The 14,304-nt window shown below is 72.4% G+C and carries 11 protein-coding genes; 9 read left to right on the top strand and 2 right to left on the bottom strand.

The features are described from left to right. The first annotated feature begins 75 nt into the window (after nt 1-75). From DDJ31_RS15230 to DDJ31_RS15195, 8 genes are all read left to right on the top strand, one after another. Complete coding sequence (locus tag DDJ31_RS15230) at nt 76-1,383, top strand: extracellular solute-binding protein (protein ID WP_127179741.1); 1,308 nt, start codon at nt 76-78, stop codon at nt 1,381-1,383. 5 nt (nt 1,384-1,388) lie between these two features. Beyond that, nucleotides 1,389-2,372: a carbohydrate ABC transporter permease gene (locus DDJ31_RS15225; protein WP_127179742.1), complete on the top strand. Its 984-nt coding sequence runs from the start codon at nt 1,389-1,391 to the stop codon at nt 2,370-2,372. Next, a complete protein-coding gene (locus DDJ31_RS15220) occupies nt 2,369-3,214 on the top strand; it encodes a carbohydrate ABC transporter permease (protein ID WP_127179743.1) in 846 nt (281 codons plus the stop codon). Before DDJ31_RS15225 ends, DDJ31_RS15220 begins: the two co-directional genes overlap by 4 nt. 1 nt (nt 3,215) lies before the next feature. After that, nucleotides 3,216-4,850 carry a beta-N-acetylhexosaminidase gene (locus tag DDJ31_RS15215; protein WP_127179744.1) on the top strand — a complete coding sequence of 545 codons (1,635 nt, stop codon included), beginning with the start codon at nt 3,216-3,218 and terminating at the stop codon, nt 4,848-4,850. A 243-nt stretch (nt 4,851-5,093) separates the two neighbouring features. Beyond that, a complete protein-coding gene (locus DDJ31_RS15210; protein WP_127179745.1) occupies nt 5,094-5,987 on the top strand; it encodes an FAD binding domain-containing protein in 894 nt (297 codons plus the stop codon). Then, the gene (locus DDJ31_RS15205) at nt 5,984-8,134 is read left to right on the top strand and encodes a 2Fe-2S iron-sulfur cluster-binding protein (protein WP_127179746.1); all 2,151 of its coding nucleotides are present in this window, start codon (nt 5,984-5,986) and stop codon (nt 8,132-8,134) included. Before DDJ31_RS15210 ends, DDJ31_RS15205 begins: the two co-directional genes overlap by 4 nt. After that, nucleotides 8,131-10,443, top strand: a complete 2,313-nt coding sequence (locus DDJ31_RS15200; protein WP_127179747.1) for a xanthine dehydrogenase family protein molybdopterin-binding subunit — start codon at nt 8,131-8,133, stop codon at nt 10,441-10,443. The genes DDJ31_RS15205 and DDJ31_RS15200 overlap by 4 nt, the downstream gene beginning before the upstream one ends. A 663-nt stretch (nt 10,444-11,106) precedes the next feature. Further along, entirely contained in the window at nt 11,107-12,273 is a 1,167-nt protein-coding gene (locus tag DDJ31_RS15195; RefSeq protein WP_127179748.1) for an SUKH-4 family immunity protein, read from the top strand. 1 nt (nt 12,274) lies between these two features. Here the strand turns inward: DDJ31_RS15195 and DDJ31_RS15190 are convergent, their stop codons facing one another. Continuing rightward, complete coding sequence (locus DDJ31_RS15190; protein ID WP_127179749.1) at nt 12,275-12,481, bottom strand: DUF397 domain-containing protein; 207 nt, start codon at nt 12,479-12,481, stop codon at nt 12,275-12,277. Further along, nucleotides 12,478-13,362 (bottom strand): helix-turn-helix domain-containing protein, encoded by an 885-nt coding sequence (locus DDJ31_RS15185; RefSeq protein ID WP_127179750.1) that lies wholly within the window; start codon nt 13,360-13,362, stop codon nt 12,478-12,480. Before DDJ31_RS15185 ends, DDJ31_RS15190 begins: the two co-directional genes overlap by 4 nt. A 197-nt stretch (nt 13,363-13,559) precedes the next feature. On the opposite strand from DDJ31_RS15185, the gene DDJ31_RS15180 reads away from it, so the two are divergent. Beyond that, on the top strand, nt 13,560-14,186 hold the full coding sequence (locus tag DDJ31_RS15180; protein WP_127179751.1) for an ATP-binding protein: 627 nt from the start codon (nt 13,560-13,562) through the stop codon (nt 14,184-14,186). The last annotated feature ends 118 nt before the right edge of the window (nt 14,187-14,304 follow it).

The raw sequence follows: 14,304 nt of genomic DNA, 5'->3' as shown, positions 1-14,304 counted from the left end.
CCATAGCCTCCGGGTGTTGTGCAGAGCGAAACACCCATTGCATGCCTTGCAACGCACTCTCGGAGGACCTGCTCCATGACGTTCGCCCCCCGACGCGCCGCGCTGCTGACCTCCCTGGTCGCCGCCGCCCTCACCGCCACCGCATGTGCCCCGCAGACCTCATCCGACTCCTCGTCCGGCAAGGACGACCAGAGCGGCACCCTGCGGGTGTGGCTGTTCCAGGAGGTCGGCAACAAGCCGAAGGAGAAGGTCGTCGACTCCGTCGTCGCCGACTTCGAGAAGGCGCACAAGGGGACGAAGGTCGCCATCGAGTACATTCCGGTCGAGACCCGCGCCCAGCGCGTCAAGGCCGCCTTCAACGACCCCGCGTCGGCCCCCGACGTCATGGAGTACGGCAACACCGACACCGCCGGATACGTCCAGGACGGCGGACTCCTCGACGTCTCCGCCGACTTCGCCGACTGGAGCGAGGCCAAGGACAGCGACCCCACCGCCAAACAGTCGGTCACCGTCGACGGCAAGGTCTACGGCGTCCCCTACTACGTCGGCGTCCGCGCCCTCTACTACCGCACCGACATCTTCGACGAACTCGGCGTCAAGGCCCCCAAGTCCATGGCCGAACTCGCCTCCACCGCACGCAAGATCCGTGCCGCGAAGCCGGACCTCTACGGACTCGTGGTCGGCGGCGCCTACACCTACGGCGCCATGCCGTTCGTCTGGGCCAACGGCGGTGAACTCGCCACCGGCAAGGGCGGCTCCTACGCCTCCGCGATCGACAGCGAGGACGCCCGGAAGGGCATCAAGGCCTACACCGGCCTCTTCAGCGACGACAACTGCCCCGCCGCCAAGTGCGCGGGAATGGGCGGCAACGACACCGTCACCGCGTTCGCCGCGGGCAAGGCGGGCATGGCGATCGGCGGCGACTTCAGCCACGCCGCCGTCGAGGCGGGCAAGGTCAAGGGCAAGTACGCGGTCGTGCCGCTGCCCGGCGTCGCCCCCGGCTCCGTCGCCCCCGCCTTCGCGGGCGGCAACAACATCGGCGTCCTCAAGAGCACCTCCCACCGCACCCTCGCGGTCGCCCTGATGGAACAACTCGCCGCGAAGAAGACCCAGAGCGAGATGTTCGACGCGATGGGCTTCCTGCCGACGTTCACCGACGTCCGCGACAAGATCGCCGCCAAGCAGCCCTACGTCAAGCCGTTCGTCGACACCCTCGCCGCCGGCACCAAGTTCGTCCCCGCCTCACCCGCCTGGTCGCAGATCGACTCCTCGCTGGTACTGCCGACCATGTTCCAGGAGGTCATCAGCGGCAAGAAGGACGTCGAGAAGGCCTCCGCCGACGCCGCCAAGAAGATGAACGACGCCTTCGGCTCCGCCGGGTGACGCCCATGACCACCGACACCCCCGTGGCCGCGGTCCGCGGGCGGACGCGGCCCGCGGACGGCCGGTCACGCGCCACACCCCGCCCGCCCCGACGCACCGGACCAGGACCGCGCGGCCGGGCGGGCGGCATCCCCTGGCTGTATCTCGCCCCCGCCCTCGTCGTCCTCGGCGCCCTGCTCGTCTACCCGATCTACCAACTCGGCCTGATCTCGCTCTTCCACTACACCCAGGCCCAGGTGAGCGGCGGACAACCGGCCACCTTCGAAGGGCTCGGCAACTACCGCCGGCTCCTCGCCGACGAGCAGTTCTGGCAGGTGCTCGGCGCCACCGTCGTCTTCGCCGCCGCCTGCGTCCTGTCGACCCTCGCCGTCGGCTGCGCCCTCGCCGTGCTCCTCACCCGGGTGCGCGCGCTGCCCAGGCTCGCCCTGATGCTCGCCGCGCTCGGCGCGTGGGCCACCCCCGCCGTCACCGGCTCCACCGTCTGGCTGTTCCTCTTCGACCCCGACTTCGGCCCCGTCAACCGGCTCCTCGGGCTCGGCGACCACTCCTGGACCTACGGCCGCTTCAGCGCCTTCTTCCTGGTCCTGCTCGAAGTGGTCTGGTGCTCCTTCCCGTTCGTGATGGTCACCGTCTACGCCGGCATCCGCTCGGTGCCCGCCGAAGTGCTGGAGGCCGCCTCCCTCGACGGCGCCTCCCAGTGGCGGATCTGGCGCTCGGTGCTCGCGCCGATGCTGCGGCCCATCCTGACCGTCGTCACCATCCAGTCGGTGATCTGGGACTTCAAGGTCTTCACCCAGATCTACGTCATGACGGGCGGCGGCGGCATCGCCGGACAGAACCTCGTCCTGAACGTGTACGCCTACCAACAGGCCTTCGCCTCCTCGCAGTACAGCCTCGGCTCGGCGATCGGCGTCGTGATGCTGCTCATCCTGCTCGCCGTGACCCTCGTCTACCTGCGGCTGCTGCGCCGGCAGGGGGAGGAACTGTGACCACCGCAAACCCGCTCGTCCGGCGCCCCTGGCGGCTCGCGGCCGAGGCGTCGGCGCTCCTCATCGCCGTCGTCGTCGCCTTCCCGCTCTACTGGATGGTGCTCGGCGCCTTCAAACCGGCCGACGAGATCGAGTCGAGCGAGCCCAGGCCGTGGACGACCGCCCCCACCCTCGACTCCTTCCGGCGCGTCTTCGAACAACAGGAATTCGGCCGGTACTTCCTCAACAGCGTGATCGTCGCGGGCAGTGTCGTCATCGCCTCCGCGCTCATCGCGTTCCTCGCCGCGACCGCCGTCACCCGATTCCGGTTCCGCTTCAGGACCACCCTCCTCATCATGTTTCTCGTCGCCCAGATGGTGCCCGTCGAGGCGCTCACCATCCCGCTGTTCTTCCTCATGCGGGACATGGGCCAACTCAACACCCTGGGCGCCCTGATCCTGCCCCACCTCGCCTTCTCGCTGCCGTTCGCGATCTGGATGCTGCGCGGATTCGTGAAAGCGGTGCCGGAGGCGCTGGAGGAAGCCGCCTACATCGACGGCGCGAGCCGCGCCCGCTTTCTCTGGCAGATCCTTTTCCCGCTCGTCCTGCCCGGCCTGGTCGCGACGAGCGTGTTCTCCTTCATCTCGGCCTGGAACGACTTCCTGTTCGCCAAGTCCTTCATCATCAGCGACACCTCCCAATCGACGCTGCCGATGGCCCTGCTGGTCTTCTTCAAGCCGGACGAGCCGGACTGGGGCGGCGTGATGGCCGCGTCCACCGTGATGACGATCCCCGTCCTGGTCTTCTTCGTACTCGTACAGCGACGCCTGGTCTCAGGACTGGGCGGAGCGGTCAAGGACTGACGTGACCTCACCGACCGCCCATCTGATCCCCGCGCCCCGCAGCGTCGAGGCGCCCTCCGCCGACGGACTCACCCTGGACGCCGCCACCACCCTGTGGGCCGGACCCGGCACCGGCACCACCGAACGGTGGCTGCGCGCCACCCTGGGCGCCGCCTTCGCACTCACCCTGCCACCGGGCCCCGCCGACACCCCCGGAGCCGTCCGGCTCCTGATCGACGACGCCCTCCCGGCGGAGGGCTACCGGCTCACCGTGCACGCCCTGGACGGCGTCGAGATCCGCGGCGGCGACCCGGCAGGCGTCTTCTGGGGCGCCCAGACGCTGCGTCAACTCCTCGGCCCGCACGCCTTCCGGCGCGCCCCCGTGACCGGCGACGGGCCCCCGCCGCTGCCCGCGCTGACCGTCGAGGACGCGCCCCGGCTCCGCTGGCGCGGCCTGATGCTGGACGTGGCACGGCACTTCACGCCCAAGGACGGCGTGCTGCGGTATCTCGACCTGATGGCCGCGCACAAACTGAACGTCTTCCACTTCCACCTGACGGACGACCAGGGCTGGCGCGTCGAGATCGAGCGCTACCCGGAGCTGACCGCGACCGGCTCCTGGCGGTCCCGCACCAAATTCGGCCACCGCGCCTCACCGCTCTGGGAGGAGAAGCCGCACGGTGGCTTCTACACCCAGGACGACATCCGCGAGATCGTCGCCTACGCGGCCGAACGGCATATCGCCGTCGTCCCGGAAATCGACGTACCGGGACACTCGCAGGCCGCCATCGCCGCGTACCCGGAACTCGGCAACACGGACGTCATCGACACCGCCTCCCTCGCGGTCTGGGACAGTTGGGGGATCTCTTCGAACGTACTCGCCCCCACTGACAACACCCTCCGCTTCTACGAAGGCGTGTTCGAGGAACTGCTCGGTCTGTTCCCGTCCGAGTTCGTGCACATCGGCGGCGACGAATGCCCCAAGGACCAGTGGAAGCGGTCACCGGCCGCACAGGCGCGCATCGCCGAACTCGGCGTCGGCGACGAGAACGGCCTCCAGTCCTGGTTCGTACGGCACTTCGACACCTGGCTCGCCGCCCGCGGACGCCGGCTCATCGGCTGGGACGAGATCCTGGAGGGCGGCCTCGCGCCCGGCGCCGCCGTCTCCTCCTGGCGCGGCTACGCGGGCGGCATCGCCGCCGCCCGCGCGGGACACGACGTCGTCATGTGCCCGGAACAGCACGTCTACCTGGACCACCGGCAGGACGCGGGCGCCGACGAGCCGGTGCCCATCGGCTACGTGCGCACCCTGGAGGACGTCTACCGTTTCGAGCCGGTTCCCCCGCAGTTGACCCCCGAGGAGGCCCGGCACGTCCTCGGCACCCAGGCCAACCTGTGGACCGAGGTGATGGAGAACCCCGCGCGCGTGGACTACCAGGCGTTCCCGAGGCTGGCCGCCTTCGCCGAAGTGGCCTGGAGCACCCTGCCGGAACCGGCCGACCGTGACTTCGCCGGCTTCGAGGGGCGGATGGCCGCCCACTACCGGCGACTTGACGCCCTTGGGGTCGGATACCGGCCGCCCACCGGACCCACCCCGTGGCAGCGGCGCCCCGGAGTGCTGGGCCGCCCGATCGACGGAACTCCGCCCAACCGGTAGCGGAATTCCCCGCACCAGGGGGATAAACACCCGCAAGCATCACCGAAGAGTGGCAATTCGCTCTCCTCGGTGATGCCGTGCGAAACCGGACCATCTCCCTGGTGAGGCGGGCGAATGCCGCCTAGCGGACCCCTGTCCTCGTGCCCTGCGAAGATGTGCCAGAGTTGCCACGTCCGCCCTGTCAGCACGTACCGTACGGCAGCACAGGTGGGACCAGGTGGGGCAGCGGAAGGGGTAGCCGGTTTGACCACGCACGCACCGCAGGCGGCGCAGGCCGTCACGCTGCCCACGACACTGGACGAGGCCGTGGCGGCGCTCGCCGCCGTGCCGGCCGCCGTGCCCGTCGCGGGCGGCACCGACCTGATGGCCGCCGTCAACTCCGGGCAGCTCAGGCCCGCCGCGCTGGTCGGCCTCGGCCGGATCAGCGAGATCCGCGGCTGGCAGTACCAGGACGGCCACGCGCTCCTCGGCGCCGGCCTCACGCACGCGCGCATGGGCCGCCCCGACTTCGCCGCGCTCATCCCCGCGCTCGCCGCCGCAGCCCGCGCCGCGGGACCGCCCCAGATCCGCAACGCGGGCACCCTGGGCGGCAACATCGCCTCCGCCGCCCCCACCGGGGACGCGCTGCCGGTGCTCGCCGCCCTGGAGGCCACACTGATCATCGCGGGACGGGACGGCGCCCGCCGCGAGATCCCCGTCTCGCACCTGCTGGCCGGCGTCGACATGCTGCGCGGCGGCGAACTCATCGGCTTCGTGCGGGTACCGCTGCTGCACGCCCCGCAGGTCTTCCTCAAGGCCACCGGCAGGACCGGGCCGGGCCGCGCCGCCGCCTCCGTCGCCCTCGTCCTCGACCCCGCGCGGCGCGGAGTGCGGTGCGCCGTCGGCGCCATCGCCCCGATGCCGCTGCGGCCGCTGGACGCCGAGCACTGGGTCGCCCGCCTCATCGACTGGGACAACGGCCGCACGATCGTGCCGGAGGCGCTCAGCGCGTTCGGCGAGTACGTCGCCGCCGCCTGCATCCCCGACCCGGCCCCCGAGCCCGACGGCTCCGTACCGCAGCTCCCGCCGGCCGTACTGCACCTGCGGCGGACCGTCGCCGCACTGGCCCGACGAGCACTGGGGAGGGCGCTGTCGTGACCGACGACCAGCACGGAGAGGGCGCGCCCCGCAGCGGCGGCCGTTGGGACCCGCTGCCGCAGGGCGACTACGACGACGGCGCCACCGCCTTCGTGAAACTCCCCGAGGGCGGCATCGACGCGCTCCTGGCGTCCGCCGACAGTCCGCTCGCCGCGCCGGGCCACGGATACGTGCCGCCGCGCATCACCGCCACGCCCGACCAGGCGCAGGGCGAGTGGGGAACGCCCGAGGGCGGCCAGTGGCCCGACCCGAACCAGACGCCCCACGAAGGCGGCGACGACCGTTTCACCTACCGGCCGGGCGCCGCCCAGCAGTGGACCTACGACGGCCACCAGGTGCCCGAGACGCAGGACCCGGGCGCCGTGCACCAGGACGGCTCGGGACAGTGGTCGATCCCGCTCGCGGGCGGCGACCTGCCGGACGAGTCGGGCGAGTTCACGACGTCGTCGCTGGTCCAGCAGTGGGGCGGCGGCACCCCTCCGGCGACCCTCCCGGGCGGCGCGTCCGCACCCTGGGCGACGGAGCGGCCGGAGCCCGCGGGACCGCTGGGACCGCACGACCCGACGGGACTCTCGGGCCCCGCGGGACCGCTGGGACCCCAGGGACAGCCGTGGGGACAGGACCCGGGGGTGCCGGGCAACGGGCACGAACACGGGAACGGCCACGGACCCGACCAGGGACACCGGCCTGACCAGGGACACGGCCTCGGACACACGGGCCAGGCGCACGGGACACCGGCGCACGGGACCCAGCTGCACGGAACGCCCGTGTACGGAACCCCCGCGCCCGGAATCCCGGCCCAGGGAACGCCCGCCCAGGGGACGTCGGTTCACGGGACACCGCCGTACGGGACCCCGGACCACGGGACCCAAAACCACGGAACTCCCGCGCACGGAACGCCGATGCACGGCGTACCGGGCCAGGGCGTGCCGGGCCAAGACGGGCGGGACCACGGCGTTCCGGACCATGGCGTTCCGGATCACGGCGGCCAGGACCATGGCGTTCCGGATCCCCTGAGGCACGGGACCCCGGTGCTCGGGACCCCGGCGCACGGCGTGCCCGTCGTCGACGCGCACGCGCCCGTGGCGCCGGATCCCGCCGTCGCCCCCGACGGCCGACCGCACGCGCCGGAGCACGATGTCCCGCCGCACGCCGGGGAGTTCCCCGGCGACGGGCAGGCGCGCGGGCAGGCCGACGGACGGACCGACGACCGGGCCGCCGACGCCGGACACCCCGCGCGCCACCCCGAGGCGGAGCCCGCGTCGGGACTCGCGTCCGGGCTTGTGCCGGCGCCGGGGGCCACCGAACCCGCCCCGGCCGCCCCAGCCGCCGCTGAGGGGCCGGGAGAGGCTGCGGCGGCCGATGAGTCCGGCGATGCCTCCGAGGCCGTCCAGCGGCCCGCTGAGGCCGCCGAAGGGCCCGCGGAGCCGGACGCGTCCCCCACCCCGGACGCCACCGACCCCGCCGCCCCCGACGAGCCCGCGGCCACCCCCTCCGACGACCCGCCGCCGCCCACCGGCGACGAACACCCCCTCGCCTCCTACGTGCTGCGCGTCAACGGCGTCGAACGGCCCGTCACCGACGCCTGGATCGGCGAGTCGCTGCTCTACGTGCTGCGCGAACGGCTCGGCCTGGCCGGCGCCAAGGACGGCTGCTCACAGGGCGAGTGCGGGGCGTGCAACGTCCAGGTCGACGGCCGTCTCGTCGCCTCCTGCCTGGTCCCCGCCGTCACCGCGGCCGGCTCCGAGGTGCGCACCGTCGAAGGGCTCGCCGAGGACGGCCGCCCCTCCGACGTGCAGCGCGCCCTCGCCCGCTGCGGCGCCGTGCAGTGCGGCTTCTGCGTGCCCGGCATGGCGATGACCGTGCACGACCTCCTGGAGGGCAACCCGGCCCCCACCGAACTGGAGACCCGGCAGGCCCTGTGCGGCAACCTGTGCCGCTGCTCCGGCTACCGGGGCGTCCTGAACGCCGTCAACGAGGTCGTCGCCGAACGCGAGGCGCACTCCGCCGAGCCGCAGACCGAGCACGACGGCGACGAACCCCGTATCCCCCATCAGGCGGGACCCGGCTCCGGCGGGGTCAACCCGTCGGCGTTCGACCCCTCGACGCATGACCAGGCGTACGGACAGGACGGAGGCCAGCCGTGACCAACGAAGCCGCCACCGCGACCACCGCCGCGGAGGCAGCACCGGCCCCCGAGCCGATCCCGCACGGCCTCGGCGCCTCCCTCCCGGCCGCCGACGCGCGCGCGAAGACCGAGGGCACCTTCCCGTACGCGGCCGACCTGTGGGCCGAGGGCCTGCTGTGGGCCGCCGTCCTGCGCTCCCCGCACGCGCACGCGCGCATCGTCTCCATCGACACCACCCACGCGCGGGAGATGCCCGGCGTCCGCGCCGTCATCACCCACGAGGACGTCCCCGGCACCGCCCGGCACGGCCGCGGCACCGCCGACCGCCCGGTCTTCGCCTCCGACGTGGTCCGCCACCACGGCGAGCCGATCGCCGCCGTCGCCGCCGACCACCCCGACACCGCGCGGATGGCCGCGGCCGCCGTGACCGTCGAGTACGAGGTCCTCGACCCGGTCACCGACCCCGAACAAGCCTTCGAGGCCGAGCCGCTGCACCCCGACGGCAACCTCATCCGGCACATCCCGCTGCGCCACGGCGACCCGGACGCGGCCGGCGAGGTCGTCGTCGAGGGCCTCTACCGCATCGGCCGCCAGGACCCCGCCCCCATCGGCGCCGAGGCCGGTCTCGCCGTGCCCCGCCCGGACGGCGGCGTCGAGCTGTACCTGGCCTCCACCGACCCGCACACCGACCGCGACACCGCCGCCGCCTGCTTCGGCCTGGAACAGGACCGCGTCAAGATCGTCGTCACCGGGGTGCCCGGCGCCACCGCCGACCGCGAGGACCAGGGCTTCCAGCTCCCGCTCGGCCTGCTCGCCCTGAAGACCGGCTGCCCGGTCAAACTCACCGCCACGCGCGAGGAGTCGTTCCTCGGGCACGTCCACCGCCACCCCACCCTGCTGCGCTACCGGCACCACGCCGACGCCGACGGCAGGCTGATCAAGGTCGAGGCGCAGATCCTGCTCGACGCGGGTGCCTACGCCGACACCTCGGGCGAGGCGCTGGCCGCCGCCGTGGGCTTCGCGTGCGGCCCCTACGTCGTCCCGAACGCGTTCATCGAGGGCTGGGCGGTCCGCACCAACAACCCGCCCTCGGGCCATGTGCGCGGCGAGGGCGCCATGCAGGTGTGCGCCGCCTATGAGGCGCAGATGGACAAACTGGCCAAGCGGCTCGGCGTCGACCCGGCCGAACTCCGGCTGCGCAACGCGCTCGCCACCGGCGACGTCCTGCCCACCGGGCAGACCGTGACCTGCCCGGCGCCGGTCGCCGAACTCCTCCAAGCGGTGCGGGAGTTCCCGCTGCCGCCGCTGCCCAAGGACACCCCCGAGGACGAGTGGCTGCTGCCCGGCGGACCCGAGGGCGCGGGCGAACCCGGCGCGGTGCGCCGGGGCGTCGGCTACGGCCTCGGCATGGTGCACATGCTGGGCGCCGAGGGCGCCGACGAGGTCTCCACGGCCACCGTGAAGGTCCACGACGGCGTCGCCACCGTGCTGTGCGCGGCCGTCGAGACCGGCCAGGGATTCACCACCCTGGCCCGGCAGATCGTCCAGGAGACGCTGGGCATCGACGAGGTGCACGTGGCGCCCGTCGACACCGACCAGCCGCCCGCTGGCCCCGGCAGCCGCGGCCGGCACACCTGGGTCTCCGGCGGGGCGGTGGAGCGCGCGGCGAAGATGGTCCGCACCCAGCTCCTCCAGCCGCTCGCACACAAGTTCGGCATGTCGACGGAGCTGCTCCAGATCACCGACGGCAAGATCACCTCGTACGACGGCGTCCTCTCGACGACCGTCGCCGAGGCCATGGACGGCAAGGAACTCTGGGCCACCGCCCAGTGCCGCCCGCATCCCACCGAGCCGCTGGACGGCTCGGGACAGGGCGACGCGTTCGTCGGCATGGCGTTCTGCGCGATCCGCGCGGTCGTCGACGTCGACATCGAGCTCGGCTCGGTCCGCGTGGTGGAGCTGGCGCTCGCCCAGGACGTCGGCCGGGTCCTCAACCCGGCGCAACTGGTGGCCAGGATCGAGGGCGCGGTCACCCAGGGCGTGGGCATCGCGCTCACCGAGAACCTGCGCACCGCGCGCGGGATCGTCCGCCACCCCGACCTCACCGGCTACTGCCTGCCGACGGCCCTCGACACCCCCGACATCCGGATCGTGAAGCTGGTCGAGGAACGGGACGTGGTCGCGCCGTTCGGCGCGAAGGCGGTCAGCGCGGTGCCGGTGGTGACGTCCCCGGCGGCCATCGCGTCCGCGGTCCGCGCGGCGACCGGCCGCCCGGTCAACCGCCTCCCGATCCGCCCCCAGGCGGCGGTGGTGACGAACCAGCAGTGACCGGCGTCGAGGGCTGCGGTGGCTCTGGGGGCTGCGGCGGCTCCGGTGGCTCCGGGGGCTGTGGGTGCTCCGGATGCCGTGGAAGTTTCGGATGCCGCGGGCGATCCGGGTGCTGCGGGCGCCCCGGGTGCTGCGGGCGCTCCGAGGGCGGGACGACACCGGTGCGGGAGCTGGGTCGGTTCTGACGGGCGGGGAACGTTTCAGGCCCGTCCGGCGTCCTTGGTGAGGGACCTTCTCCGGGAACGGGCGGGGGGCGGGCGGACGGGCGACCGACTCGCACAACGGTCCGCCCGCACACCGGTCCGCAGGCCGGTCCGACGGTCGGCCAGCCGGCCGCTTGACCAGTCCGCCGACAGGCCGACGGACCGACAGGCCGACGGCTGTCCCGCCGGACGGCCGCCCGGCCGCCCGTCCGTCCGGCCGTCCAACTGGTCAGCCGGCAGGCCGGAACCCGCGAGGAGCCACCGCCCTTACCCACCCGGCTCCCGCCTGCCCGTCGGCCTCCCTCCTCTGTGGGGATCGTTGCAGGTCAGTGCGGGTGCGGGGGCGTTGTCAGTGGTGGGGCGTAGGGTTCTGAACGGTGGGAGACGGCGGACGGTCCCGCCCGTCCATCGATGCCCCGCGAGGGGACAGAGCGCGGGAAGACTCCGGGGGAACGGAAAGATGAGCACGACGGACATCGCCGTACCGGCGATCACTCTGACCGAGGACCAACTCGATCCCTACATCACCCACGCGGCGACCCGGGGCTGGCTGACCGGCCCAGGACTGCCGGGTGACAACGGCCTGTTCACCTTCGACGGCCTGCTCGGCACCGGCCTGCGCACGGTGGCCGACACCACCGGCGGCACCGGGGCCGACGCGCTCTCCCCCGAGCTGAGGGACCAGCTCGTCATAGGCGCCCTGCGCGCGCCCGGCACCATGGACGCCGAGTCGATCCTCCTCGACGGCGTCACGGGCGAGGTTGCGACGACATGCTTCCTGCCCGACCGCCCCGACCTGATGGACCCGGCCCCGCTCGCGCCGTCCCTGCGCACCCTGGTCTCGTTCGCCACCGCCGCGGACGAACTGGCCGGGCTGCGCGGGAGGTTCGCCTCCTTCGCCGGCCGGCACGGGCAGAAGACGGCGGCTGAGGCGTCCCGCAAGCTGCTCGCGCTGTTCGAGGAGGACGCGGAGGGAGAGCTGTCACCGTTCTGGAAGATGACAGCGCTGATCCGCCCGCTGTCCCTGGTCCCGGCCCCGGGAGCGGAGTCGGGCCTTGCGCTGGAACTGCCCGGCCGCCTTCTCGACAAGGAGTTCGGGCAGGGCGCGGTGTGGCGCTTCGAGGAACTCGACTTCCCGCCGACGCTCACCCACGGGCCGACCCGCCGCTTCCTGCGGGAGACGGGCCTGCCGGAGGACGGCCTGCTCTTCCACCTGGACACGGACGTCCCGCTGCCGACGCTCCCCGAGCACTACGCCGACGACGACAGCGCCGAACTCCCCGCCCACGCGGCCCGCCTGATCCGCCTGGGCCACCTCGTCGAGGGGAACAGCCTGGTGGTGGACGGCGCGACGGGCGCGGTCCTGAACTGGAGCGAGCCCGAGGCCACCCTCACCCCCCTGAACACGGACGTCTCCACCCTCGCCTTCACCCTCTGGCTCCTGCACCGGGAGAAGGCGATAGACGCGGACCTGTCCCACGAGCTGTCGACGGAGGCGTACGACCAACTGGCGACGACGATGCTCCAGACGCTCGCCGCGATAGACCCGACGGCGGTGTCCCTGCCCCCGACGGACTGGCACTACTGGACGGAGGCATTCCAGGACGAGGCGGGCGGCGTGCTCTGAGTCACCGCCCGAGCGAGGACAGGAACTCCCGCCAGGCGCGGGGTCCGAAGGCGACCACGGGACCGAGGGGACGCTTGCTGTCGCGGACAGGAACGGCGGTGGATATCCCGTCGGCCATCTCCACGCACTCGTTGTTGCCGCCGCTGTAGGTGCTGCCGCGCCAGGTCGCTTCCGAGAGGTCAGGCGCGGTGCGGGGGGCGTGGTTCATGCTCGGTGCTCCTTGGCCCGGTGGTGGATGAGCGCGCGGGACTCCACAGGGGAGAGCGCGGAGGCGCAGGCGATGTCGAACACCTCCTGGTAACGACCGACCTCAGCCTCCCGCTCCAGCCACACGGAGCCGGTCGGGTTGTCCGCCAGCACCACGTCGAGCGCCGCCTCCCCGGGGAACCGCAGCACCACGTACGGACCGAACATACTCGCGTGGGCGCCGTGCGAGAACGGAAGGATCTGCACGGTCACATTCGGACGCTCGGAGAGAGCGATGACGTGTTCCAACTGCGCGCGCATCGCCCGGGGCCCGCCGACCTGCTGAAGGAGAACGGCCTCCGACAGCACGGCCCGCAGACGCAACGGCGCATCACCGGTGAGCCGTTCCTGCCGGGCGAGACGGACCTGGACGAACTTCTCGATCTCGTCTTCGGTCTGCCACTGACGTGAGGCAGCCGTGACGGCACGGATGTACTCGGGGGTCTGCAGCAGACCGGGAACGAGCTGGGCCTGGAAGGTGCGGATCTCCCCGGCCATGGCTTCCAGCGCGATGTAGTCGCGGTAGGTGTCGGGCAGGACCGATCCGTACCGGTTCCACCAGCCCTGCCTGCGGCGGCGGTTGGCCTTGCGCGCCAAGGAGGTCAGCCGGTCGTGGAGTTCGGCGTCCGTCGCCCGGTAGGTGTGGAGCATCGCGGTCAGATCGGGGAGGCGGACCGCCACCCGCCCGTTCTCGATCCGGCTGATCTTCCCCTTGGTGCAGTCGAGGGCGTCCGCTGCCTGCGTGGTGGTCAGTCCGGACGCCTCCCGCAACCGGCGCAACGCGTCACCGAGTTGGCGACCGAGAACGGTCGAGGGATTCGGGGCGGAGGTCTTCGCGGGCATGCCGACACGTTAAGCAGAGCAGCGGACTCGACGAGCGAGGAGTAACTCGAACGATGGAAAATTGACACCATTTCATTCAGCAACGTTGCAGTTTGATGCGGTGCGCCCCCATTCTGCTGGCCATGAGCACGGGCATCCTTCCGGCGCATGCGCCGCTCCAGTGGGTGCCGACCGGGAACCGGCCTTCAGGGAGCGTCATGGAAGCAAGTTCAGCCTCGGTCGACGTCACGTTCCGCCTCCCCCGGTCCCGTCGGAGCGTCCCGAGGGCCCGCGCCGCGCTCCTCGCGGTGCTGGGTGGCTGGGAGGTCGACCAAGAGGTCGGCGAGTCGGCCGAGTTGGTGCTGTCGGAGCTGCTGACCAACGCGCTGAAGGTGCCGGTGCCACGAGGACACCAGGTCGGGGTGCGGATCGCGCGGGCGCCGGCCGAGGGCCTGCTGCGCCTGGAGGTCAGCGACACGGGTGGGGGCCGTCCCGAGGCGCGGACCCCCGACACCGACGAGACCGGCGGCCGGGGTCTGCTCCTGGTGGAGGCGCTGGCCGACCGCTGGGGCTACGAGGAACACGGGGCCGGGATCGGCAAGACGGTATGGGCGGAACTGAAGTCCCCGACCCTCCTGACCGAGCCCGGGACGAGGGAGATCGCGGCGGCCCTGGTGCGACCGGGGCAGTGGGTACGGATGTGGGGGGAGTGGAGGTCGGTCCAGTCGACACAGAGCGAACCGGACCCGTCCACGAGAGTCATGATCCTCCTCACCTTGGACGAGGGCCCACCCCTCCGAATCCGCGCGACGGAGCCGTTGAGGGTGCGGGGGGAGGGCGGCTGAGCGGGTGCTCGACCTCGCGTGGCTCCAAGGCCCCGGCCGACGACGACGCCGTTTTACCCGACAACGCGAATATGCGCGTTGCCGGATGGACGGCCGCGACCTGCCCTCGTACGGTCGT

This window comes from Streptomyces griseoviridis (genome assembly GCF_005222485.1).
Classification (GTDB): domain Bacteria; phylum Actinomycetota; class Actinomycetes; order Streptomycetales; family Streptomycetaceae; genus Streptomyces; species Streptomyces hintoniae.
Note: the sequence above shows the minus strand (reverse complement) of the source record. Positions and strands in the feature narration are given on the sequence as shown.

Excerpts from the sequence above, each read along its gene's own strand:
- DDJ31_RS15225 (WP_127179742.1), top strand. The coding sequence starts at position 1,389 with ATGACCACCGACACCCCCGTGGCCGCGGTCCGCGGGCGGACGCGGCCC.
- DDJ31_RS15185 (WP_127179750.1), bottom strand. The coding sequence starts at position 13,362 with ATGCCCGCGAAGACCTCCGCCCCGAATCCCTCGACCGTTCTCGGTCGC.
- DDJ31_RS15190 (WP_127179749.1), bottom strand. The coding sequence starts at position 12,481 with ATGAACCACGCCCCCCGCACCGCGCCTGACCTCTCGGAAGCGACCTGG.
- DDJ31_RS15180 (WP_127179751.1), top strand. The coding sequence starts at position 13,560 with ATGGAAGCAAGTTCAGCCTCGGTCGACGTCACGTTCCGCCTCCCCCGG.
- DDJ31_RS15195 (WP_127179748.1), top strand. The coding sequence starts at position 11,107 with ATGAGCACGACGGACATCGCCGTACCGGCGATCACTCTGACCGAGGAC.
- DDJ31_RS15230 (WP_127179741.1), top strand. The coding sequence starts at position 76 with ATGACGTTCGCCCCCCGACGCGCCGCGCTGCTGACCTCCCTGGTCGCC.